Genomic DNA, 24,086 nt, shown 5'->3' on the forward strand with positions numbered 1-24,086 from the left:
CAGAGCCGGCGCCGGAGCCAGAGCCGGAGCCGGAGCCAGAGCCAGAGCCAGAGCCAGAGCCAGAGCCAGAGCCAGAGCCAGAGCCGGAGCCGGAGCCGGCGATCGAGGCCGACGAATCGCCCGAGCGCGTCTCGGAGGCCGCGACGGATACCGCCGCCGACGAGGCGACGGCGGCCCAGGCCAGTGCCGAAAGCGACGCGCCGACCACCGAGCCGGGCTTTTCGGCCGGCTACCTCGACAACCCGCCGCCGGCCTACCCACGCGCTTCGCAGCGCTTGCGCGAAGAGGGGGAGGTACGCCTGCGCGTCGTGGTCGATCGCGAGGGCAAACCGGTCACCTGGTCGGTCGTGCAGTCCAGCGGCCACGAGCGGCTCGACCGCGCGGCCAAGGAGGCCGTCGCCAAGTGGCGTTTCGACCCGGCGACGCGCGGCGGCGAACCGGTGCGAGGCGAGGTGATCGTGCCGCTGCAATTCACGCTGCGGTAACAACCTTTTCGCGAGTGCGAACAGTTTGCATTTCGCTTTATCTTGATTATCATGCCGCTGGTTAGCCAGCTACCGAATCAACCTGGGGCTTGTCCGATGGATCTCTTTCTTGTCTTCGATCACGGCGACGGCGTCCTTGTCGGGGTGTTCCTCACCCTGCTGATCATGTCGCTCGCCACCTGGGCGGTTGCCGCCGCCAAGCTGTTCGCCCTGATCCAGCGTCGACGCACGACGCGCGACAGCATGGACGCCATCGCGCGCAGCCACCGGGCAGCCGAGCTCGAGCCCCGCCTCGCCGGCCGCGACGACCCCACCGCCGCCCTCGCCCGGGCCGGGCTGCAAGCGGTGCGCGATTATCGCGGCCCGCTCGACGGCGATGCCCAGGCCCGCCAACGCCTCGACGAGGCCCTGATCCGCGGCATCCGCCAGGCACTCGACCGACAGGAAACCCGGCTTCAGGCCGGCCAGCTGCTGTTCGCCACGGTCGGCTCCCTGGCCCCGTTCGTCGGCCTGTTCGGCACGGTCTGGGGTATCTACGGCGCCCTGATCGACCTGTCCTCGGCCAAGAGCGTGTCGATGGGCCTGGTTGCCGGCCCGCTGGGCGAGGCGCTGGTGGCCACCGCCGCCGGCCTCGCCGCGGCGATCCCGGCGGTGCTGTTCTTCAACCTGTTCAACCGCAGCCATCGGCTCTACCGGCAGACCCTGGATGCCGCGGCCCATGACGTGCACTCGCTGCTGATGAACGACCCGGACCTGGCCGAGTGGGCAGCGCCGCGTCGCCAGTCGTCCGCGCAACCGTCGACGAGATCCGCCAGCCGGCCGGCGGAGGTCTGAGCCATGGCATTCGGTCGACTCGACGATCACGACGAGCCGATGGCGGAGATGAACGTCATCCCGCTGGTCGACGTGATGCTGGTCCTGCTGGTGGTCTTCATCGTCGCCGCACCGGTGATCACCCACTCGGTCACCCTCGACCTGCCCAAGGCGAGCAGCGAACGCCAGGACGAGGACCCCGAGGCGGTCACCCTCTCGCTCGACAGCCAGGGCCAGCTCTACCTCGACGACAAGCCCGTCTCGCAAGACCGCCTGAAGAGCGTGCTGATCCAGGCCCGCCGCGATAACGACGAGCTGGTCGTCTACCTGCGCGCCGACGAGTCCGTGCCCTACCGGCTGGTCGCCCGCGCGATGGCCTCGGTAAAGACCGCGGGCATCGAACGCCTGGGTTTCGTCTCGGAGCCGGAAACGCCATGAGCAAGCCCAGCAACCAGGACAAACCCAAGGCGACGGGCGCCGAACGGATCGGAGCGCAAGGCCACTGCATCGAAAGCCGCGAGCTGATCTCGCGCGACGGCCAATGCTGGATCTGCCACGACGGCCAGCGCTATCAACTGCGAGTCACCGCCGCCAACAAGCTGATTCTCACCAAGTAATCGAGGGAAGACCCTAACCCGCAAGCCAGCCAGACCCCCTGCCCCAGCCGGTCGGGAGGTCAAGCCAGCCAGCACTGCCAATCGGCCGGTTCCTACCGGCATAACAACGACACGACAGGAGAGCTGACATGACCTTCCGACCCACTCAGCGTGGGGCGCTGGCCGCCGCCATCGCCACGGCACTGAGCGCGCCCGCCTTCGCTCAAGAGAGCACCCAGGACTCGAACCAGGACTCCACCCAGGCCGTGCCGGTCACGGCCAGCCCGGTGCTCGACCGCATCTCGATCGTTGGCGGTTCGGCGGCGATCCGCGACGTCGCCGGCTCGGCGCACGTGCTCGATCACGAGACCCTGGAAACCATCCCCGGCAACGACCCGATGAAGGTCCTGCGCGAGGTGCCCGGCGTCTACGTCACCGAGGAGGAAGGCCACGGCCTGTTCCCCAACATCTCCATCCGCGGCGCGAACCAGGACCGCAACAGCCGCATCACGGTGATGGAGGACGGCGTGATGATCGCCCCGGCGCCCTACGCCGCGCCGGCCGCCTACTACTTCCCCAATATCGCGCGCATGGACTCGGTCGAGGTGCGCAAGGGCTCCTCGTCGATCGAGTACGGCCCCTATACCATCGGCGGCGCACTCAACATGACCTCCACCCCGATCCCGGGCGAGGCGCAGGGGCGCGTGCGGGTCTCCGCCGGCGAGCGCGACGGCCGCCGCCTACACGCCTGGTACGGCGACAGCGAAGAGACCTTCGGCTACCTACTCGAGACCTACCAGGACACCACCGACGGCTTCCGTGATCTCGACACCCCGCAACGTGGCACCGACCAGCCGGGCTACGAGATCCAGAACTACCTGGGCAAGTTCCGTCTCAACAGCCCGGCCAGCGCCGAGCGCTACCAGGAACTGGAGCTCAAGCTCGCCCGCGACGACAAGACCATCGATGAGACCTATCTCGGCCTGACCCGTGAGGACTACGAGGCCACGCCGTACCGTCGCTACGCCGGGTCGGCGATCGACGAGATGAACACCAAGCACACGCAATACCAGCTGCGCCACTTCATCGAGGTCAATCCGGATCTCGACGTCACCACCACGCTGTATCGCAACGAGTTCCACCGCAACTGGTACAAGCTCGCCAGCGTCGATGGCAACGGCATCTCCGGCATCCTCGCCGACCCGGATGCCTACGCGGGCGAGATGAGCTGGATCACCGGTGCGAACAGCGACGACCTGCGCGGCACCATCAAGGCCAACAACCGCGAGTACGTCTCACAGGGCATCGAGTCGCGCGCCAACTGGCACGTCACCACCGGCGACATCGACCATCACCTGAAATTCGGCCTGCGCTACCACGAGGACGAGATCGACCGCTTCCAGTGGCAGGACGAGTACGACATGGTCGACGGCTCGCTGGTGCTGACCGACCGCGGCGCGCTGGGCGATGCCGGTAACCGCGTCACCGAGGCGAAGACGATCGCCGCCTTCGTCCAGGACCGCATGGACTTCGGCCGCCTGGCCGTCACGCCGGGGCTGCGCTACGAGTCGATCTCCATCGACCGCACCCGCTATGCCGACGCCGATCGCAGCACGATCTCGCGCAACGACGAGTCCGCCGACTACAACGTCCTGATCCCGGGCCTAGGCGCGACCTTCGACGTCAACGAGAACTGGCAGCTGCTCGGCGGCATCTACAAGGGCTTTGCGCCCACCGGCGTGGGCGAGGCCGACGAGGAAGAAGCCATCAACTGGGAAGCCGGGGTGCGCTACCAGAACGGCGCGTTCCAGTCCGAACTGATCGGCTTTCTCAACGACTACGAGAACCTGGTCGGCCAGTGCACCGCCTCGACCGGAGGCGGCTGTGACATCGGCGACACCTTCGACGGTGGCGAGGCGCAGGTCCGTGGGCTAGAGGCGCTTGCCCTCTACGACCTGGCCGCCGGGCGCGACTGGGCCGTCAACCTGCCGCTGCGCGTGGCCTACACCTGGACCGACACCGAGTTCCAGAACAGCTTCGACTCGGACTACGGCGCCTGGGGCGACGTGAACCAGGGCGACGAACTGCCCAACACCCCCGAGCACCAGCTCTCGGTGTCCGCGGGCGTGGTGGGTGAGCGCTTCGGCGTCCACGCCACGGCCAACTACGTCGGCGAGACCCGCGCCGTGGCCGGCAGCGGCTCGATCCCGGCGGACGAGAAGGTCGATGCCCGCACCATCTTCGATCTCTCCGCGAACTACCGGCTGACCAAGCACGCCAAGCTGTTCGCCGAGGTGGAAAACCTCACCGACGAGACCTACGTCGCCGCGATCCGGCCGGCCGGCTTCCGCGTGGGCAAGCCGCGCACCGTGATGGTCGGGGCGCAGTTCGACTTCTGATTGAAGGACGTCGTTAGACGCGAGACCAAAAACCCCCGGCAAGGGTGATCTTGCCGGGGGTTTTGTTTTTTGGAGGCGGCGTTTCGTTATAGACCGGGCTCGAGCCAACGATCCCGATCTCTCGAGCCGACGCGGAGGGTTTCGCCCGCCTGTTGCGCGGAGTGGCCTTGGTCCACCGCCGTGCCCGGCGCGCGAGCCCCTTTTCTTGCTTGTCCAAGAAAAGAGGCGAAAAGAAGGACACCCCACGGCTTGGCCCTTCGGGCCTTCGAGGCCGGACGGCGTCCGACCTCGAAGCCTCACGACCGGCGAATGTCTCGGGGCCGGCTCGACGCGACATCGTGTCGCGCTGAGCCTCGGAGCGACGTCCATGTCGCTCCGACCCCGGCCACCCGCCGGCCGTGAGGCAAGCCCTAGGGGCAAATACCTTCGTTAACCGCCATGCCGGCTGCAGAGCGTTCATTCCACCGGAAACCGAAGGCATGTGCGCCGTTGAAGTCCATGCATTACATGGATCGAAGGGGGAGCCCCCCTTACGCCTTGCCTCGCGGGCGGGGAATCGCAGGGTCGGGCCGCCAGGGACGGCGGCCCGAGGTTCGCCGCGACACGACGTCGCGTCGAACCGACCCGTCCGCGATTGCCCGTTCGCGAGGCTGATCGCGGCAGCGATCAGGCCCTCAGGGCCAAGGCGTCGGGGTGTCCTTCTTTTCGTCGGTTTTCTTGAACAAGCAAGAAAACCGACTCGCGCGCCTGCCAATGCTGTTTGGTAGTCAGCACTTGCGTTGAAGGCGTGCGAAATCACAGAAGCGTCTGAATGCTTCTGCCCCCTTGTTCAGGTTCATCGCGCGTTGGCGTGAAAAGCCATCATGGGAGAGCTTCGGCTGCCACGGCCGAGGCCACTTGCTCGGCCCGCTGCTGTAACTCGCCGGCGTTTTCCAATCCGTCGATAAACCGCTGCGGGATTCCGCTCAAGCCCACCTGTGCCCCGGTAAGCGCCCCGGTCAGCATCGCCCGGGCCATGTTCTGGCCACCGCCATTGACCGCATGCAATACCGCCGCCTCGAAATCGTCGGCAAACTTTGCCGAGAGGTAGTAGGCCGCCGGAAGCTGGTGATAAATGGCGCACGGCATGCCGTACACCAGGGAGACTTTCCAGGGCGGCTCGATGCGTACCCCGGGATCGGCAGCCGCTGCTGCGATGAAGGACGGTGTCAGCAGGGCATCGGGCGAGGCGAAACGACCGGCCCGGGGCGGGTCCGGCTGCCCCGGCTGGGGCGGCTGCAGGTCATCGCTGGTGACGGCATGAAACGGCAAATCGCCACGTTTCACCAAGGCCATCAGCTTGTCGGAGATCCCCGTATCCAGGCGGTGCCCCTGCACCAGCAGGCCCAGCAGCGCACCGTACGCCACGGTCATGGAGACCACCGTTTCGTCCACCTGAGTGAGTACGGTGTTGTCCGTAATGGCGCCAGCCAGTTTTTGGGGCTCGAATGCATAACGCACGGCGATGGCGAGCGTGCGCTCGATGGCCTCGGTGGTGTCGGCGTGACCACCGACTTCACCCCAGGGCAGGCCGTGCTCGACACGATTTCGCCAGGCATCGCGGATGGACTGGCTAGTGTAACCGCCGGGACCAGAGGCCGGGGTGCCATCGAGCATTGGGAAGAGGTCGTCATCCAGACGCCGACAGAAATCGGCTTCGTCGTAACCATCCGCCTCCACCAGCGAACACAGCATCAAGTCGAGGATGATCCCCGCCTGGGAGAACTGGCCTGCCTTGAGGCCCTCGTGGTATCGACCGGGCTTGGGGTCGGTGTAATCGTCGATCCAGTCGCCGTAGTCCCGACGCAACTCGTCGAGGTTGTAGTACCAGTGCGGCCCCAGCCCCAGGGCATCGCCGATGAAGGCCCCCATGATCGCGCCGGCGGCCCGGTTCTGGATATCGTCGCGATTGGTCATGGGGCCTCCGACGGTGATTCGGTAAAGACGTCTCCGGTTATCGCTTACAAGCGTAGTCGGCACTCGGGAGGACATCTATCAGCCGATAGGGGCGGCATACCGGGGGAGAATTGTTTCGCACGCCGGTTGCATGGAGTGACCATGAGCTATCGCCGTGCCCAACGCGCGAGGGTCTTTTCTAAACGCGCCAACGGCGCGTGCCCCGCCATAAGCCGCACCAAGCAAGTTATTCATGGCACCGAGTTATCAGGTTCGACTGTCCCCTTCGCCCTTGCCGAGCGGCCGGGGTGCCGCAGGGTCGGCGCCACATGGACGTGGCGCCGAGGTTCGCCGCGACAGGACGTCGTGTCGAACCGACCCGTCCGCGGTGCCCCGGACGGGAGGGAAGCCCGCAGGGCCAAGGCGAGGGGTGCCCTTCTCTTTGGGCACTTTCTCTTGGGCAAGCAAGAGAAAGTGTCTCGCGCGCCTGCCAAAGCGGTTTGGTAAGCGGCACATGCGTTGAAAGCGTGCGAAATCACAGAAGCGTCTTTTAAAGGGTTCTGCCCCCTTTATTGGAGTCACATTCTTGGATCTATTTCTGCTCTTTGTTATGAAGCTCTAAAAGCTCCAGCGCTACTTTGTCGGCGGCATGTACTAAGCGATGATCAGGATGCTTCTCACAGTAATCCGTAACGCTTATCAGAATCCCAATCTCGGCGGTTGAGTGTAAGTCGATTATTCGCGCAACCCCAGAAATGAAGCCGAAAGCCCACTGTTTATGGCCCTCGTGTTCGTCAGCACTTTTGTCGGCAATATATTCGTTGCAAGTGACCTCTCCCGCTCCATAAAGGACGTTGTGGCGACTCTCAGCGGACACCGGGAGTGTTGTTGCCGTTAGCAAAGCCACCAGTACGGCACAGGATCTCATTGTGGTCATTGTTACTACACATCCCTATAAATTCGATTCGGGACCAACCCGCCCAACGTGGCTGTCTGCCTAGTGCATCACCGGCTTGGCCAAGCGGGGCAGGTTGAACGATAGCAGAACGTAGTAGGACCCTTCGCATGGTCCGTATTGCGAGTGCACGGAGACTCAAGTTGGCGCTTTCGTCAGGCCTTCGCCAGCCAGCCACGGACAACAAGGGGTCCGGGTAAAGTGGTCAGATCCCTTTTCTGTGACTCAGAAAGTGACCTCCGCCACCATGACCGTCACCGCCCCACCAGCCAACCGCACCCGATCACCCACCACCTCACAACTGAGATTGCCACCCCGCCTGGAAACCTGCCTGGCGGACAACCTCTCCTTGCCCAGCCTGTCGGCCCAGTACGGCGCAAGTTGGCAATGGGCCGAGCCAGTGACCGGATCTTCCGGGATACCGAGCTTCGGCGCGAAGAACCGACTGACGAAGTCCGCCTCGTCACCCGGCGCGGTCACGATCACGCCGCGCCGGTCGAGCTGGCCGAGCAGGGCCTGGTCGGGTGACAGGGTTCGGATGGTCGCTTCCGAATCGAACACGACCACGTAATCGTCACCGGCGAGCACCTCGAGCGGCTGCGCACCGAGCCCGCGAACCAGCAGGTCCGGGATATCTCGAGGTGTCGGCGGGCAGGCGGGAAAGTCCAGTTTCAGGGCCTTGCCTTCCCGTCTCACGAACAACGGGCCGCTGCGGCTGGCGAAGGTGATCACCGACTCGTCGTGACCGATCGACTCGAAGATGACGTGGGCAGCGGCGAGCGTGGCGTGGCCGCAAAGGTCGACTTCCCGGGTGGGGGTGAACCAGCGCAGGTCGAACCCGGTCTCGTTGGGGACGAAGAAGGCCGTTTCGGAGAGGTTGTTCTCTTCGGCGATGGCCTGGAGCAGGTCATCGTCAAGCCAGCGCTCGAGCGGGCACACGGCGGCCGGGTTGCCTTCGAAGGCGCGCGTGGCAAAGGCATCGACCTGGTATTGCGTCAGTTTCATTGGTGATCTTCCTCTACAACGTCAACCTCGATGGTAACCGGCCGAAACGGCCCAATCAGCAGCGCCCCTGTTCGACAGGGTTGATCGATGCCAGGCCGGATCGGCATGACCGGCCCCGCAAAAAAACACCCCGACAAGTCTGCCGGGGTGTGGAGCAATGGGCGGGCCGGACGGACCCGCAAGGTATCGGCTTACTGGCGAACACCCTCCACCGACAACGTCACTTCAGCCGTGGTCGCCGCCGGGCCCAAGTCGTAGTCGATACCGAAGTCCTTGAGCGTCAGCGTAGTGGTGCCGTGGAAACCGGCGCGGTAGCCGCCCCAGGGGTCTTCGCCCTCGCCGATCTTCTCGGCCTCGATCTCGATCTCCTTGGTCACGCCGCGCATGGTCAGATCACCGGTGATGACAAAGCCGTCGTCGGTCGACTCGATGCCGGTGCTCTTGAACGTCGCCTCGGGGTACTCCTTCACGTGGAAGAAATCGGCCTCGCGCAAGTGCTTGTCGCGCTCGGCGTGGTTCGAATCAAGGCTGGCCATGTCGATGGTCACCTCGACGCTGGCATCCTCGATGGCACCGTCCTCGTACTCGAAGCTGCCCTCGAAGTCGTTGAAGCGGCCGTACAGCCAGGAAAAGCCAAGGTGGTTGATGCGCCACTCGATAAAGGCGTGCTGCCCCTCGGTGTCGATGACGTACTCGGCCGCCTGGGCGGTGATGGGAAGCGCCGAGACGGGCGCGGCGATGGCGCCGGCCAGCAGGGCGGCGGAAAGGCGTCGGGTGAGCATGGGTCGTCTCCTTCTATCTAGTAGGTCAGTTGGTTTCAGCGCCGGGACGTGGCGGGCCGGAGCATCCGGCGCAGGGTGTCGTCCCGGTCGAACAGGTGGTGTTTGAAGGCCGCCAGCGCGTGCAGCGCGGCCAGGCCGATCACGGTCCAGGCCAGCCAGCGGTGCACGTCGCCGGCGATGTCTTCCTGGTCGGGCAGGTCGCTGATGGTGGCGGGCACCGAGAACAGCCCGAACACGTCGATCGCGCTGCCGTCGGCGGTGGAAATCAGGTAGCCGGCGATCATCAGGGCGAACAGCAACAGGTAAAACGCCCCATGCACCACGCTCGCGGCCCGCCGCTCCCACGGCTTGCCGAGCGGACGCGGGGACGGGTTGAGCCACCGCCAGAGCAATCGGGCGGTCAGCACCAGGAACAGCAGCACGCCGGTCGCCTTGTGGATGGCCGGGGCCTGACGGTACCAGGGGTCGTAGTAGGTCAGCTCCACCATCCACCAGCCCAGCGCGAATAGGCCGATCACGGCAACGGCCACCAGCCAGTGAAGGCCGATGGCGACGAGGCCGTATCCCGTTTCCCTGTTGCGCCACTGCATGCCTGCTTCCTTCACCCGCCTTGATCATTCACAGCCGGTCCAACCCGGCGATTCGTCTGGTGAACGGAGCATGGCCGTTGCGCGGGTGTTTTTAAATCACTAATCTCGAAAAACACTGTTGCCGAAACGAGAACGACACTGGGGCTCCTCGAAAAATCGTCATGAGCCGCGCGAGTGCAAGGAGCCGCGCAGCGAGCGACGAGACATATCAAGAAGATAGGCGGATGCAGGCCGTCCATGGCCTGCACTCTTCGAGCGCACTGCGTGCGCTTCGATTCGCTCCAGGCGAATCGAGAGGAGCGAGTGACGACATGGCCGGGATGCCATGCCGGACGCAAGCCTGGCTTGCGCCAGTGAGGGACAAGGATGTTCCGAATCCGCAGGCGACGCCGCAATCGGGCGGCACAATAGGTTTTTGAGGTGTCCATGGACCGCTTTGCCGCACTGGCGAACTTCATCAGCATCGCCGACGCCGGCTCGATCAGCGCGGCGGCCGATCGGCTGGGCATCGCCAAGTCGGCGGTGAGCCGGCGTCTGCGGGAACTGGAGAACCACCTCGGCGTGGAGCTGGTGCACCGCACCACCCGTCACCTGGCGCTGACCCCGTCGGGCGAGGACTTCTACCACCGCGCCACCCGCCTGCTGGCCGATCTCGACCAGGCCGAGGAGGCGGTCACCCGCGAGCACGGCGAGCTCTCGGGCGTGCTGCGCATCGCCGCGCCGCTGTCGTTCGGCCTGATGCACCTGCAACCGGCGATCACCGCTTTCATGGCCGCCCACTCCGGGGTGAGCTTCGACCTCAACCTGGACGACGACGAGGTCGACCTGGTCGCCGACGGCTACGACCTCGGGATCCGACTGGCCAGCCTGCCGGACTCCACCCTGATGGCCCGCCGGCTTGCGCCGATCCGCAACCTCGCCGTGGCCAGCCCCGACTACCTCGCCCGTCACGGCACCCCGCGCCACCCGGCGGATCTCGCCGATCACGATTGCCTGATCTACAGCAACGTGCCCGAGACCCAGGTCTGGGGCTACACCAACGCGCAGGGGCGCTGGCAGCCGGTGCACGGCCGACGGCGGCTGCGGGTGAACAACGGCGATTTCCTGCGCGAGGCGGCCATTCGCGGTGCCGGCATCGTGATCGAACCCACCTTCCTGCTGCATCGGGCAATCGCCGAGGGACAGCTGGTCCCGATCCTCACCGACGTACCCTGGCCGGAAATCGGCGCCTACGCAGTCTACCCGCAGACGCGCCACCTGTCGGCGCGGGTACGGGCCTTCATCGATTTCCTCGCCCAGCGGTTTGCCGGCGAGCCCTACTGGGATCACCACCTGCCGATCACGCGCGGGTGAGGCAACCTGACGCGAAGCCCGAGCGGGGAACTCGGATACCAATCGAAGTTGGACTGGGAATGATTCTCATTTGACAGCCGAAAAAAGCTTGGCTATCGTGGCCCGGCTTTCGATCGAAAAACACCACCAAATTCGCCTTTTCAAGAGCCAAGAGGTCTCGATCATGTCCCGAATTTTCCCGTTGGCCGCCCTGGCCCTCGCCACCGCTGGACTCGGTCTCGCCGGTTGCAGCGACAACGCCGAGCAGAACGGCGACACCACCGCCGACCAGGGCGCAACCACCCTGAACGTCTACTCAGCGCGCAAGGAAGACCTGATCGCGCCGCTGCTGGATCGGTTCACCGACGAGACCGGCATCGAGGTGCAATTGCTGACCGCCAAGGCCGGCGCCCTGCTCTCCCGCCTGGAAAGCGAAGGTCGCAATACCCCGGCCGACCTGCTGATCACCGTCGATGCCGGCAACCTGCAGCGCGCCAAGGAGGCCGGCGTGTTCCAGGCGATCGACTCGGCGACGCTGACCGATCGCATCCCGGCCAACCTGCGCGACGTCGACAACCAGTGGTTCGGTCTGTCGCAGCGTGCCCGCGTGATATTCACCCACAAGGAGAACGTCGAGGAAGGCGCGATCACCAGCTACGCCGATCTGGCCGACCCGAAGTTCAAGGGCAAGATCTGCATCCGTTCGTCGGACAACGTCTACAACCAGTCGCTGGTCGCCTCCCTGATCGCCGAGCACGGCGAGGAGTGGACCGAGGAATGGGCCAAGGGCCTGGTCGCGAACATGGCACGCAAGCCGCAGGGCGGCGATCGTGACCAGATCCGCGCCGTGGCCGCCGGCGAGTGCGACATCGCCGTGGCGAACACCTACTACTACGGCGCCATGCAGAACGGCAGCGACACCGACCGCGAAGCGGCCGACGCCGTGCGGCTGGTCTGGCCGAACCAGGACGACCGCGGCGCGCACGTCAACGTCTCCGGCGCCGGCATGGTCGCGGCGAGCGACAAGACCGAGGCGGTCACGCAGCTGCTCGAGTTCCTGACCACCGAGGCCTCCCAGGAGTGGTACGCCCAGGTCAACAATGAGTTCCCGGTCCGCCCGGGCGTGCCGGCCGCCGAGACGCTGGCCCAGTGGGGCGAGTTCAAGGCCGACGACCTGAACCTCTCCAAGCTGGGTGAGCTCAACCCGGCCGCCGTGAAACTCATGGACCGGGCCGGATGGCAGTAAGCCAGGACCCACAACCCCACGTCCTGATCGACAAGCCGGCCGTCCCGACAGGGGCGGGCGGCTTGTCTGCGTGGAAGGGGGGCATGATTCTGATCACCGCGCTGCTGGCCCTGCCGCTCGCGGTGATCGTTGCGTCCGTGTTCTGGCCGGACAAGGCGACCTGGTCGCACCTGGCCGACACGGTGCTTGCCGACTACGTCATCAATTCCGCCCTGCTGGCGATTGGTGTCGGGTTCGGCACCTTCATCCTTGGCACCGGCACGGCGTGGCTGCTGTCGGTGTGCGAATTCCCGGGCCGGCGCCTGTTCGAGTGGGCACTGCTGCTGCCGCTCGCGATGCCGGCCTACATCATCGCCTATACCTACACCGGCCTGCTCGACGTCGCCGGGCCGGTCCAATCCGGCCTGCGCGCGCTGACCGGCTGGTCGGTGGGCGACTACCCATTCCCGGAAATCCGCTCGCTGGGCGGGGCCATCGTGATGCTCACGCTGGTGCTCTACCCCTACGTCTACATGCTCACCCGGGCGGCCTTTCTCGAGCAGTCCTCCAGCGCGCTGAACGTCGCCCGTTCACTGGGGCTGGGGCCCTGGGCGATGTTCCGGCGCGTGGCCCTGCCGCTGGCGCGCCCGTCGATCGTCGCCGGCCTGTCGCTGGCGATCATGGAGACGCTGGCCGACTACGGCACGGTGCAGTACTTCGGCATCCCGACGCTGACCACCGGCATCTTCCGCACCTGGTTCGGCCTGGATGACACCATCGCCGCGGCGCAGCTCTCGGCCCTGCTGCTGACGTTCATCTTCACGGTGATCATCATCGAGCGGCTCTCCCGGCGACAGGCGCGTTACCACCATCACGGCCACTGGCAGGCACGACCCTCGTTCCAGCTGCGCCGCGGCCCGGCGGCGCTGGCCGTCCTGGCCTGCGCCCTGCCGCTCGCGCTGGGTTTCCTGGTGCCGTCGGCCCAGCTGCTGGCCTGGAGCCTGGAGGTGGCCCCCACCCGGGATCTGGGCGAGTTCGCGGTGCTGGTGTCCCGTTCGGTGGGGCTGGCCGGCCTGACCGCGATACTCGCGCTGTTGCTGGCGCTGTTCCTCGCCTACGGCCATCGGCTGATGCCCGGGCGGCTGACCTTCACCATCAACCGCATCGCCGGCATGGGCTATGCCCTGCCCGGCACGGTGATCGCGGTGGGCGTAATCATCCCGTTCGCCGCCTTCGACAACACGCTGGATGCCTGGATGCGCGACCAGTTCGGCATTTCCACCGGCCTGCTGCTGTCGGGGACGGTCGCCGCGCTGGTGTTCGCCTACCTGGTGCGCTTTCTTGCCGTGAGCCTCAACACGGTCGAGGCGGGACTCGGGCGCATCCGCCCGAGCATGGACGATGCCGCCCGCTCGATGGGCGCGAACGCCGGGCGCACGCTCTGGCGGGTGCATATCCCGCTGATTCGTGGCAGTCTTCTCACCGCCGCGCTACTGGTGTTCGTCGACGTGCTCAAGGAGCTACCGGCGACACTGGTCCTGCGACCATTCGACTTCAACACGCTGGCGGTCAGGGCGTTCGAACTGGCCTCCGACGAGCGACTGCGCGACGCCGCGCTGCCGGCCCTGGCCATCGTGGCCGCCGGCCTGATCCCGGTGATCCTGGTCAGTCGCTCGATCACCCGCGCGAGAGGACATGAAGGCAGCATCTCCAGCCGTGACCCGATCGATGAATAAGCCCGCGGCTCCCCGTGGAGCTCACTCATGAGTGAACGGCTTAGCCTGGTGGACCTGACCGTCCGCTTCGGCCGCACCACGGCGGTCGAGGGCGTCAACCTCAAGCTGCCGACCGGCGTGATCGGCTGCCTGCTGGGGCCGTCCGGCTGCGGCAAGACCTCGATCCTGCGCACGGTGGCCGGCTTCGAGTCGCCCAGCGCGGGCGTGGTGCGCCTGCACGGCAACACGGTGGCCGGCGCCGGCTGGGGCCACCCGCCCGAACAGCGCCGGGTGGGCATGATCTTCCAGGACCTGGCCCTGTTCCCGCACCTGACCGTGGCCGACAACATCGGCTTCGGCCTGCCGAAAAAACCGGCCGAAAACCGACAACAACGCATCGACGAGCTGCTCGATCTCGTCGGCCTGCCGGGCATGGGCAAGCGCTATCCGCACCACCTATCCGGCGGGCAACAGCAGCGCGTGGCGATCGCCCGGGCGCTGGCCCCGCGCCCGGAAATCCTGCTGCTCGACGAGCCGTTCTCCAGCCTGGACGTGGAGCTGCGCGAAACCCTGCCGCGCGAGCTGCGCGACATCCTGCGCGAGGCGGAGACCACCGCCCTGCTGGTCACCCACGACCAGGCGGAGGCCTTCGCCATGGCCGACATCGTCGGCGTCATGCAGGCCGGCCGGCTGCACCAGTGGGACACGGCCTACAACCTCTACCACCGCCCCGAGACGCCGTTCGTCGCCGACTTCATCGGCCAGGGGACGCGCATCGCCGGCACCATGGTCGGGCCGGGGCGGGTCAAGACCGAGCTGGGGTTGCTCGAGGGCCAGGTCTCGCACGAGTACCCGCCGGGCACCGAGGTCGACGTGCTGGTCCGGCCCGACGACGTGATCATCGATGCCGACGGCCCCGGGGTGGCGGAGATCGAGGAGCGCGTCTTTCGCGGCGCGAACTTCCTCTACACCCTCGCCCTGCCCGGCGGCACCCGTCTGCTCAGCCTGGCGCCCAGTCACGATCACTACGCCCCGGGCGTGCGGGTCAACCTGCGCCCGGCGTTCACCCACCTGGTGCTGTTTCCGCGCGGAGGGGCCTCACGCCATGCCGACAGTGACGAGGAATAACCGCCGCGTACTGGCCGCCGTCGTGCTCGCCGGCCTGCTCGGCGGCGGGTCGACCACGGCGCTCGCGACCACCCCGCTATTCGACGCCCACCTGCATTACAACGCCGAGCAGCGCGCGGCCATCGAGCCCCGGGCCATTCTCGAGACACTCGAGAGCAACGGCATCGAGCACGCCGTGGTCACCAGCCGCCCGCCGGAGAACGCCCGCCTGCTCGCCGAGCTGGCGCCCGACCGCATCGTGCCGTTCCTGGGCGTCTATCGCGCCAAGGCCGACAAGGAAACCTGGATGCACCGGCCGGATCTGCCCGCCCGGGTGGAGACCTGGCTCGACCAGGGCGATTACCGTGGTCTGGGCGAACTGCACATCTTCGGTCGTGACCGCGACAGCCAGACGTTCAAGCGCCTGGTCGAGATCGCCGCCGAACGCGGGCTGGTGCTGATGCTCCACGGCGATCTCGCCATCATCGACCGCGCCTTCGAGATCGCGCCAACCGTCGACGTGCTCTGGGCGCACCTGGGCGACCAACCCGACCCCACCATCCTGCGCGCCGCGCTCGCCCGCCACCCCGAGCACCTGTTCATCGACACCTCGGTGCGCGACGAGCGCTTCCTGGATGAGCAGGGCCAATTGCTGCCCGAGTGGCGCGCCCTGTTCGTCGACCACCCCAACCGCTTCGTCGTCGGGGTGGACACCTACAGCCTGGCGCGCTGGCAGCGCTTCGACGAGGCGGCCGACACCATCCGCCAGTGGCTCGACCAGCTACCCGACTCGGTCGCCCGGCGCCTGGCGCGCGAGAACGCACGCGAGTTACTGCTCGACCCGTTGCTGCTGGGCAATCCCTGACCCTCGACCCCGCCCGGCCAACAGACTGGACTTGCTCGCGGTATTGGACCATTCTTGAGCTAGCGCCGACGGTGCCCCACGCGGGCCGCCCTGGCAGCCATCATCATCCACCGCGAACCACGCCAGGGACTCCCCGGACGACATGACGTCGCGAGACCAGCAACCCGATCCCGCCCGACGACGCCGGTCAATCTCGCCCCTGGTGCTGGCGATTTCCTACGTGGTCTACGCCGGCCTGTGGATCCTGACCTCCGACTGGTTGCTGGGCCTGTTCGTGCCGGCCGAGCAACTGGCGCGGGTGGGGTTGTTCAAGGGGCTGGGCTTCGTCGCCGTCACCGGGGTGATCCTCTACCTGCTGCTGCGCTGGCTGGAGTCGAACCGCGCCGCGCCAGCCACCCCCGACCAGGTACCGCGCCGCCGGCGCAGCGGGCCGTTCATCGTCTTCTTGGCCAACCTCCTGGTCGTCGCGATCGTGACGGCCGGCACCTATCTCTACCGCGCACCACTGGTCATCGAATCGGCCCAGTCCCGACTCGCCGACGTCGCCGCCCTGCGCGCCGACTTCATCGATGCCTGGCTCGAGGAACGGGCCAGTGACGCGCTGGTACTCCAGTCATCGACAACGATGCAGGACGCCGCCGGCCGCCTGATCGAATCCACCGACGACAGCACCGAGGCTGAACAGGCGCGCGTGCTCATCCTCGACCGATTCGAGGCCCTGCGCCGCGCCTACGGCTACGAGGCCGCCGCCCTGCTCGACGCGAGCGGCGCCACCCCGCTGGTCAACCACGGCATGACCCGCTGGCCCGATGAACTGCGGCGCGCCGCCGATCTCGCCGTTGACGGCCAGGTCGTCGAACTCTCGCCCGATCTCTACACCGACCGGCACGCCCACATCGACTGGCTGATACCGATCGGTGACGAGGCACCGATCGCCTACGCCCTGCTGCGCGCCGACGTGCCGCCGATTCCCCACGGCATGACGAACGACGGCATGGCCACCCACCTGGCCCGCGCCCAGGACGACACCGTGCTGCTGCTCGACGACACCGCACGGCAAACCGCCGAGGACCCCTGGCCCAACCTGCCCTGGGAGCAGAGCGGCCTGCGCCCGGCGGACTTCACCGTCGACGCCCGACCGCATGCCATCGAAACCAGCAATGTGAGCGGGGCGCCCGTGATCGGGGCCGTGCATCCGATCCCGGGGCGGGAATGGGCGGTGGTGGCCACCCAGACGCGCGCGAGCGTCCTGCAACCGCTCTACCAGACGTTGTGGCTGCTCGCGGTGGTCGCCTTCTTCCTGCTGGCGATCATGGCCGTGATCCTCACCCTGCTGTGGCGCCGCACCCGCGAGAGCGACGCGTTGCGCTGGACGGCGCGCACCGCCGAGCAGGATCGGTTGCTGCGCGTGTTCTACGACATGCCGTTCTTCGGCATGGCCATCAGCTCGCCAAACGACCGCCGCCTTACCGATGCCAACCCGCGGCTGGCCGAGATGCTGGGGCACCCGGGCGAGTCGCTGGTGGGCAAGAGCTGGGACGAGTTGCTGGGCGATGCCCTGCACGGTGACGAACACCAGGCCATGCAGGACCTGATCAACGGGATGGTCGATCACTGTGCCCAGGAATTCAGCCTCAAGCGCCCGGACGGGACGACCGCCCACCTGCGTTTCGACACCCGCCTGACGCGCTCGGAGGATGGCCGGGCCGAGCGACTGGTCTCGATCGCCGAGGACGTCACCCGCGAGCGCGAGGCCTACCACGCCCTGGAGCATCAGAAGGATCTCTACGACCTACTCTCGCAGACCAACCAGGCGATCACCCGCTGCCGCACGGCCGACGATCTGTTTGAGACGGCGTGCCGCGTGGCAGTCGATCACGGCCACCTGGCATTCGCCTGGATCGGACTGATCGACCGCGACAGCGGCTCGGTCGAACCGGTGGCGCAATACGGCGACCAGACCGGCCACATCGACCAGCTCGAGGTCAGCATCTACCCGCATGAACCGGCCGGCCAGGGACCGGTGGGCCGGGCGATCCGCGCCGACGAACTGGTGGTGGTGAACCACTTCCAGAGCGCCCTAGCGACCGGCATCTGGCACCAGCAGGCCATCGAGGCGGGCGTCGATGCCGTGGCGGCCTTCCCGATTCACCGGGGCGGCGAGATCATCGGCGCGATGGCCCTGTACGCCGAGGTCAGCGATTTCTTCGACGACGCGATCTGCCGCACGGTGGAAGAACTGGCCACCGACATCTCGTTCGCGCTGGACTACTTCGACCGCCTCGAGGACCTAGAGCGCGCCCGCGAAGCCGTCCAGGCCAGCCCCGCCGTGCTGTTCCGCTGGCTGCCCGAAGACGACTGGCCGACGGCCTTCGTCTCGAGCAACCTCGAACGCTGGGGGTATTCGGCCGAGGAGTGGCAGGCGCAACGGTACCCGTACGCCGAGATCATCCATCCCGACGACCTGGCGATGGTCGCCAGCGGTTTCGAGGAACAGGTCGCCAGCGGCGAGACGCAGTACCACCAGGAATACCGCGTGCGCATGGGCGACGGCGAGTACCGTTGGGTGGAAGAAGTCACCCTGGTGCGGCGCGACCCGCAGGGCACGCCGCTGTGGTTCGACGGCGTGGTCACCGACATCCACGACCGCCACGAGGTCGAGCAGCACGAGCGCCTGATGGCCAAGGTGATCGAGAACACCCGCGAGGGCGTGCTGATCACCGATCGGGACCAGGTGATCCTCGAGGTCAATCCCGCCTTTACCGACCTGACCGGGTACAGCGCCGAGGACGTGATCGGCCAGACACCCGACCTGCTCGCCTCGGGCCAGCACGACCGGGATTTCTACCATCGCATGTGGGAGGAGCTGGAACGCGACGGACACTGGCAGGGCGAGATCTGGAACCGTCGCAAGAACGGCGAGACCTTCCCGGAGATCCTGAGCATCAGCACGGTCACCGACCGCGAGGGCAACATCAGCCACTACGTCGGGCTGTTCGTCGACATCAGCCGCCAGAAGGAAAACGAATCCAAGCTCGATTTCCTCGCCCACCACGACCCGCTTACCGGCCTGCCCAACCGCCTGCTGATGATGGCCCGCCTCGAGCAGCTGATCGACGTGGCACGCCGCGAACATGATCATGTCGCCGTGCTGATGGTCGATCTCGACCGCTTCAAGGACGTCAACGACAGCCTTGGCCACGCCGTCGGCGACCAGCTGTTGATCAAGGTCAGCGAGCGCCTGCGCGACCGATTCGGCCAGGCCGACACCATTGCCCGGCTGGGCGGCGACGAATTCGCCCTGGCCGTCGCCGGCATCGACTCGGCCGCCGAGGTGGGCGAGCTGGCCGACCAGGTAATCAACGCGCTGGGCGAACCTTGGGAACTGGCCAAGGGTCAGCAGGTGCGCGTGCTCGCCTCGGTGGGCATTTCGCTCTTCCCGGACAACGCCGCCTCGCCGCTGGGCCTGATCCAGCAGGCCGACACGGCGCTCTACCGCGCCAAGGACGAAGGCCGCGGCACCTTCCGCTTCTTCTCCGACGAAATGACCGACGCGGCGCGCGATCGCGTCGCCCTCGAACTGCAGTTGCGTCAGGCGATCGACAACGACGAACTGCGACTGGTATTCCAGCCCCAGACCCGCCTCGACGATCACGGCCTGCACGGCGCCGAGGTGCTGGTGCGCTGGCAGCACCCGACCGAAGGGTTGATCTCGCCCGACCGCTTCATCCCCGTGGCCGAGACCACCGGCCTGATCTGGCCGCTGGGCGAGTGGGTGTTGCGCGAGGCCTGCCGCCAGGGCAAGGCCTGGCTGGATGCCGGCAGCGATTTCGGCCGCCTGGCGGTCAACCTCTCGCCGCACCAGTTGCGCCACGGCGAGGTCGACCGCCTGGTCAGGCGGGTACTCGAGGACACCGGCTTCCCGGCCGACCGGCTGGAACTGGAACTGACCGAGAGCGCGATCGTCCGGCGCGAGTCCGAGGCCCGCGACCTGCTCGATCGCCTGCGGGCGATGGGCGTGCACGTCGCGCTCGACGACTTCGGCACCGGCTACTCCTCGCTGGGCCAGCTGCGCGAATTCGCCATCGACGTGCTCAAGATCGACAAGCGCTTCATCGACCTGATCGACGAGCCCAGCGACCGCGGCCAGATCGCGCGCGTGATCATCGATCTGGGCCACACGCTCGGCCTGAAGGTACTCGCCGAGGGCGTCGAACGGCAAAGCCAGCTCACCTTCCTGCGCCAGTACCACTGCGACATCTACCAGGGCTACCTGGAAAGCCACCCGCTGCCGGGCGACGAGTTCGCCCAGCGTTACCTGTCCCACGCCTAACCCGGGCGTAGCGATTCACGCCCCGGACGTCATCTCCCGCGCCCATGCAACGCAACAAGCTCCTCTTTGCCACCGCCCTGACCGTCCTGCTGACCCTGGGATTCGTCGCCACCAGCGTGATCGGCTACTTCGTCGCCGAGGATTCGCTGGAACAGCAGATCGCCGAGGAGACCCTGCCGCTGACCAGCGACAACATCTTCTCGGAGATCGAGCGCGACCTGCTGCGATCGATCCTGATTTCCTCGTTGATGGCGCACGACACCTTCGTGCGTGACTGGGTGGTCGAGGGGGAAGAGGACCCGGAGGCGATCATCCGCTACCTCGCGGAAATCCAGCAGAAGTACGAGACCACCACCGCGTTTTTCGTCGCCGAGTCCAGCCGGCGCTACTACCACCCCGACGGGGTGCTGACGACGGTCACACGGGCGAACCCGGGCGATGCCTGGTACTTCCGCGTACGGGAGATGAACGAGCCGTTTGAGATCAATATCGACCACGACACGGCCGATCCCAGCCGGCTGTCGATCTTCGTCAACTACCGGGTCGAGGACGAGGCGGGCGAGTACATCGGCGTCACGGGCATCGGGCTCGCCGTCGAGACGGTCGCCGGGTTGATCGAGAGCTACCAGCGTCGCTACGGCCGCTCGATCTACTTCATCGACCGCGAGGGCACGATCACCCTGCGGGGCTCCGGCTACGACGGCCCGGAACGCATCCAGGCCCAGCCAGGACTGGCCCGCCACGCCATCCGCATCCTCACCAGCCCGAGCACCGATTTCGCCTACGAGCGCCCCGGCATCGGCACGACCTACGTCAATACCCGGCTGATCCCGGAACTCGACTGGTTCCTGGTGGTGGAACAGCGCGAATCGTCCGCCAATGCCCGATTGCTCAACACCCTGATCGTCAACATCCTGCTGGCGCTGGGCGTGACCGCCCTGGTGCTGCTGACCGGCGGCTGGACGCTGCGCAACTATCAGCGTCGGCTGGAGGCCATGGCCACCACCGACCGTCTCACCGGGGCGCGCAACCGCCAGGCCCTGGAGGTATTGTTCGAGCAGGCGCTGCGCCTGGGACGGCGCCATGACCAGCCGGTCTCGATCATCAACCTCGACATCGATCACTTCAAGGCCATCAACGACAGCCACGGTCATCAGGCGGGTGACCGGGTGCTCAAGGAACTCGTCGACACCGTTTCCTCGCAGATCCGGGAAATCGATACGCTCTGCCGCTGGGGCGGTGACGAATTCCTGATCCTGCTCCAGGACACGGATGCCGACCGCGCACGCCTCACGGCCGAACGCATTCGCGAGGCGGTGGCCCGACGCCAGCGTTCGCCCCAGAGTGAGGAGGGGTGGACCGTCAGCCAGGGCGTGGCGCAGTGTCGAGAGAACGAATCCCTCGACAGCCTGATCCATCGGGCCGACAAGGCGCTCTACCGGGCCAAGCGCAATGGCCGCAACCAGGTCGCCGTCGCCGAGCCCGGCTGATCGCCGCACCCGACCGCTGACCATCGTCGTCCACGAGCCCGGCACCCCGCCGATGGACGCCTGGCGGCTCGCGAAGGCATCGAGGTCGTGCCGATTTTCCCCCTACCGCTCGCGCTTTTGCCGGTACATGTCGGCGTCGGCCGCCTGCATGAGGGCCTCGGCGCTGCGACCGTCCTCGGGACAACAGGCCACCCCGATCGACACGCTCACCCGCGCCTCGCCCTGGTCGAGCTCGTAGGGCCGACCGACCTCCTCGCGCAGCTTGTCGACCACCACGCGCGCCTCGGCACGACTGGCGTGGCTGACCATCACCACGAACTCGTCGCCGGACAGGCGCGCCAGGCTGTCGGCCGACCGCATCTGCTCGCGCAGGCGCTCGGCCACCTGCTGCAGGAGCTGGTCGCCGGCGGCATGGCCGAACCCATCGTTGACCGCCTTGAACCCGTTGAGGTCGAGGTAGAGCAGGCAGAAGCCGATGCCGCCGTAGCGATGAAACTCGTTGACCGCCAGATGTAGCCGGTCGAGGAACAACCGTCGGTTGGGCAGCCGGGTCAGCGCGTCGTGGGTGGCCGCCCATTCCAGTGCGTTCTCCGCCTGCTTGCGCGCGGTGATATCGATGATCAGGATCAGCACGCTCGCCTCGGTCAGCGGCGAGCAGCGCCCCTCGTAGTAATGTCGCGAGCCGTCGAAGTCGAGGTGATACTGGTAGGTCTGCACCTCGCCGCTCGCCAACGTCCGTTGGATCACGGACAAGGTCAGCTCGGCGAGATCCGGCGGCAACACGTCCGCCACGGTGCGGCCCAGAAACGTCTCCGGCTCGGCCAGCAGGGGGATGCCGTCACCCGGCTCGAAATCGAGGATGCGACCCTCGGTGTCCATGGTGAACAGCAGGTCGGGCATCGCCTCGATGATCGCGGCATTGCGCCGGTGACTCGCGGCCAGGCGCCGCTCGCTGATCGCCACCTGCTCCAGCGCCGAGGCACGCCGCGTGAACAGCCAGCCGACCAGGAGCAGCAACAGCCCGGACACCACCGCCCAGATAAGCAGACGCCAGTGATGGTCATTGGCGTTGGCCGCCAGGCGGGACGACAGCAGGCTCAGGTCCTCGGCGGCCACCACGTCCAGCGGCCAGCCCGTCGGCCGGGCCAGCGCGTATTGAAACGCGTGACCACCGGACACGCCGGGAAACCGCCCGACCGGCTGCGCCGGGTCACCGGCCCGCAGCCAGTCAAGCAGGGTTTCCGACGGCAGGGTCGGGTCGGCCCGATCGAGCAGCAGGCCACCCTGACGATGGGCAAGCAACGAGACGAGGCGCTCGCTCGCCGTCACCCGATCGAGCAGCGCGGCCACGGCGGCGAGATCGATATACGCCACCAATACCCCGTGAAACGTCCCGTTCGCGTCGAGGAGTGCACGGCTCATCGCCATCAGGCGCGTGTCGCCCGCGTCGATCGGCTGGGAAAGGAACGCCGGATCCCCGGCGCGACGCGCGGGGGCCTTCACGTGGACACGGAAAAAGGCCTCCCCGGCGGGGTCGATCGGCAGGTCCGCGGCGCGACGGCGTGTGGCCACCGGCGCGCCCGATTCGTTGAGCCACCACAGGTCACGGACCAGGGCATTGGCATCGAGCGAGGACTCCATGGTCCGCGCGTGCTGCGAGGCCGGCTCGTCCAGGCGCTGGATCAGGCGCTCGCGGACCACCCGCAGGTCACGGTCGATGGCATCGAGCTCGCTGTCGATCAGGGTTGCCTGCATCAGCGCGACCAGTCGCGTGCGCTGTTCGACCTGTTCGTTGGCATGACGCTCATAGCGCTCGATCGCCTGCCAGCTCGACCAGGCCAGGACCGAGAAGATCAGTGCCCAGATCGCGAGCAGCAGCAACCCGACTCGATACGCCGGCCAGGTGGCGCGGGTCGGCGATCCGCTGCCCTGGATCGAGCGACCCGGAAGTGAGGCCCCGGCATCCTGGCGGGACTCCGAGGACGAAGTCATCCGTCGGTTTCCAGCAGCCGGACACGCGCCGCCCCGTCGCGACGGTCAATCTCGAACTCGACCTCGACGTACTCGGGCTCGTCATTCATCGGGGTGGGGTCATTGGTGCAGGCACAGCCGGCAACCACGCTGGTAAAGAACAGGCCGGCATGGATGCGCAATCGCGTCGCATCGCCCCGGCTGCTGATCACCATGACCGACAGGGCATCGCCCTGCGCGACGTTGCCGTGGGCCATGCCCTGCTGTAGCGGCAACTCGTCCGGGGACAGTGCCGACACCTCGGCCTTGAAGGTCGCCTCCCGGTCGGCGGGCGCGGCGCTTGCGGTTTGCGGCAGGGTCAACATCGCCAACTCCTCGTGCCGGGAAATGCCCGGCCATGGCTCGACTGTAGCGCATGGCGCGGAACGCATGAAGCCCGGCCCCGTGCCGCCAGGAGCGGCCCGCGCGGCAGGCGGACCGATCGTGCA

Annotated in this window: 18 protein-coding genes; 12 read left to right on the plus strand and 6 right to left on the minus strand. The window is 66.9% G+C overall.

Annotated features, from left to right (window positions below; all coding sequences use genetic code 11):
• The 5 genes from FAZ79_RS03895 to FAZ79_RS03915 form a co-directional block, all read left to right on the plus strand.
• A partial coding sequence (locus tag FAZ79_RS03895) for an energy transducer TonB (RefSeq protein WP_247709486.1) occupies window positions 1–485 on the plus strand: 485 nt, incomplete at its 5' end.
• A gap of 96 nt (window positions 486–581) precedes the next feature.
• A complete protein-coding gene (locus FAZ79_RS03900; protein WP_136866677.1) occupies window positions 582–1,319 on the plus strand; it encodes a MotA/TolQ/ExbB proton channel family protein in 738 nt (245 codons plus the stop codon).
• Between the two features lie 3 nt (window positions 1,320–1,322).
• The gene (locus FAZ79_RS03905; RefSeq protein WP_136866678.1) at window positions 1,323–1,736 is read left to right on the plus strand and encodes a biopolymer transporter ExbD; all 414 of its coding nucleotides are present in this window, start codon (window positions 1,323–1,325) and stop codon (window positions 1,734–1,736) included.
• A complete protein-coding gene (locus FAZ79_RS03910; RefSeq protein ID WP_125199421.1) occupies window positions 1,733–1,915 on the plus strand; it encodes a hemin uptake protein HemP in 183 nt (60 codons plus the stop codon). Before FAZ79_RS03905 ends, FAZ79_RS03910 begins: the two co-directional genes overlap by 4 nt.
• 128 nt (window positions 1,916–2,043) lie before the next feature.
• Entirely contained in the window at window positions 2,044–4,293 is a 2,250-nt protein-coding gene (locus tag FAZ79_RS03915) for a TonB-dependent receptor (protein ID WP_136866679.1), read from the plus strand.
• An 861-nt stretch (window positions 4,294–5,154) separates the two neighbouring features.
• On the opposite strand, the gene FAZ79_RS03920 is transcribed toward FAZ79_RS03915, so the two are convergent.
• The 4 genes from FAZ79_RS03920 to FAZ79_RS03935 form a co-directional block, all read right to left on the minus strand.
• Window positions 5,155–6,249, minus strand: a complete 1,095-nt coding sequence (locus tag FAZ79_RS03920) for an ADP-ribosylglycohydrolase family protein (RefSeq protein WP_136866680.1) — start codon at window positions 6,247–6,249, stop codon at window positions 5,155–5,157.
• A gap of 1,159 nt (window positions 6,250–7,408) precedes the next feature.
• Window positions 7,409–8,188 carry a PhzF family phenazine biosynthesis protein gene (locus FAZ79_RS03925; RefSeq protein WP_136866681.1) on the minus strand — a complete coding sequence of 260 codons (780 nt, stop codon included), beginning with the start codon at window positions 8,186–8,188 and terminating at the stop codon, window positions 7,409–7,411.
• Window positions 8,189–8,379: 191 nt separating this feature from the next.
• Window positions 8,380–8,970 carry a YceI family protein gene (locus tag FAZ79_RS03930; RefSeq protein WP_136866682.1) on the minus strand — a complete coding sequence of 197 codons (591 nt, stop codon included), beginning with the start codon at window positions 8,968–8,970 and terminating at the stop codon, window positions 8,380–8,382.
• Window positions 8,971–9,005: 35 nt separating this feature from the next.
• The gene (locus FAZ79_RS03935; RefSeq protein ID WP_136866683.1) at window positions 9,006–9,560 is read right to left on the minus strand and encodes a cytochrome b; all 555 of its coding nucleotides are present in this window, start codon (window positions 9,558–9,560) and stop codon (window positions 9,006–9,008) included.
• Between the two features lie 426 nt (window positions 9,561–9,986).
• On the opposite strand from FAZ79_RS03935, the gene FAZ79_RS03940 reads away from it, so the two are divergent.
• From FAZ79_RS03940 to FAZ79_RS03970, 7 genes are all read left to right on the plus strand, one after another.
• Window positions 9,987–10,913, plus strand: coding sequence for a LysR family transcriptional regulator (locus FAZ79_RS03940; RefSeq protein WP_136866684.1), 927 nt, complete (start codon window positions 9,987–9,989; stop codon window positions 10,911–10,913).
• Between the two features lie 163 nt (window positions 10,914–11,076).
• The gene (locus tag FAZ79_RS03945; protein WP_136866685.1) at window positions 11,077–12,138 is read left to right on the plus strand and encodes a Fe(3+) ABC transporter substrate-binding protein; all 1,062 of its coding nucleotides are present in this window, start codon (window positions 11,077–11,079) and stop codon (window positions 12,136–12,138) included.
• Window positions 12,139–12,221: 83 nt separating this feature from the next.
• Window positions 12,222–13,853, plus strand: a complete 1,632-nt coding sequence (locus FAZ79_RS03950; protein ID WP_247709487.1) for an iron ABC transporter permease — start codon at window positions 12,222–12,224, stop codon at window positions 13,851–13,853.
• 27 nt (window positions 13,854–13,880) lie between these two features.
• Window positions 13,881–14,960, plus strand: a complete 1,080-nt coding sequence (locus FAZ79_RS03955; protein ID WP_136866687.1) for an ABC transporter ATP-binding protein — start codon at window positions 13,881–13,883, stop codon at window positions 14,958–14,960.
• A complete protein-coding gene (locus FAZ79_RS03960; protein WP_136866688.1) occupies window positions 14,938–15,804 on the plus strand; it encodes a TatD family hydrolase in 867 nt (288 codons plus the stop codon). Before FAZ79_RS03955 ends, FAZ79_RS03960 begins: the two co-directional genes overlap by 23 nt.
• Window positions 15,805–15,946: 142 nt before the next feature.
• Window positions 15,947–20,137: an EAL domain-containing protein gene (locus tag FAZ79_RS03965; protein ID WP_136866689.1), complete on the plus strand. Its 4,191-nt coding sequence runs from the start codon at window positions 15,947–15,949 to the stop codon at window positions 20,135–20,137.
• Between the two features lie 44 nt (window positions 20,138–20,181).
• Complete coding sequence (locus FAZ79_RS03970; protein ID WP_136866690.1) at window positions 20,182–21,627, plus strand: sensor domain-containing diguanylate cyclase; 1,446 nt, start codon at window positions 20,182–20,184, stop codon at window positions 21,625–21,627.
• A gap of 102 nt (window positions 21,628–21,729) precedes the next feature.
• Here the strand turns inward: FAZ79_RS03970 and FAZ79_RS03975 are convergent, their stop codons facing one another.
• Both FAZ79_RS03975 and FAZ79_RS03980 read right to left on the minus strand, forming a co-directional pair.
• Window positions 21,730–23,619 (minus strand): diguanylate cyclase, encoded by a 1,890-nt coding sequence (locus tag FAZ79_RS03975; protein WP_136866691.1) that lies wholly within the window; start codon window positions 23,617–23,619, stop codon window positions 21,730–21,732.
• Window positions 23,616–23,963, minus strand: a complete 348-nt coding sequence (locus FAZ79_RS03980) for a hypothetical protein (protein WP_136866692.1) — start codon at window positions 23,961–23,963, stop codon at window positions 23,616–23,618. Before FAZ79_RS03980 ends, FAZ79_RS03975 begins: the two co-directional genes overlap by 4 nt.
• Between the last annotated feature and the right edge of the window lie 123 nt (window positions 23,964–24,086).

It is taken from the genome of Guyparkeria sp. SB14A, assembly GCF_005096345.1.
Lineage (GTDB): Bacteria > Pseudomonadota > Gammaproteobacteria > Halothiobacillales > Halothiobacillaceae > Guyparkeria > Guyparkeria hydrothermalis.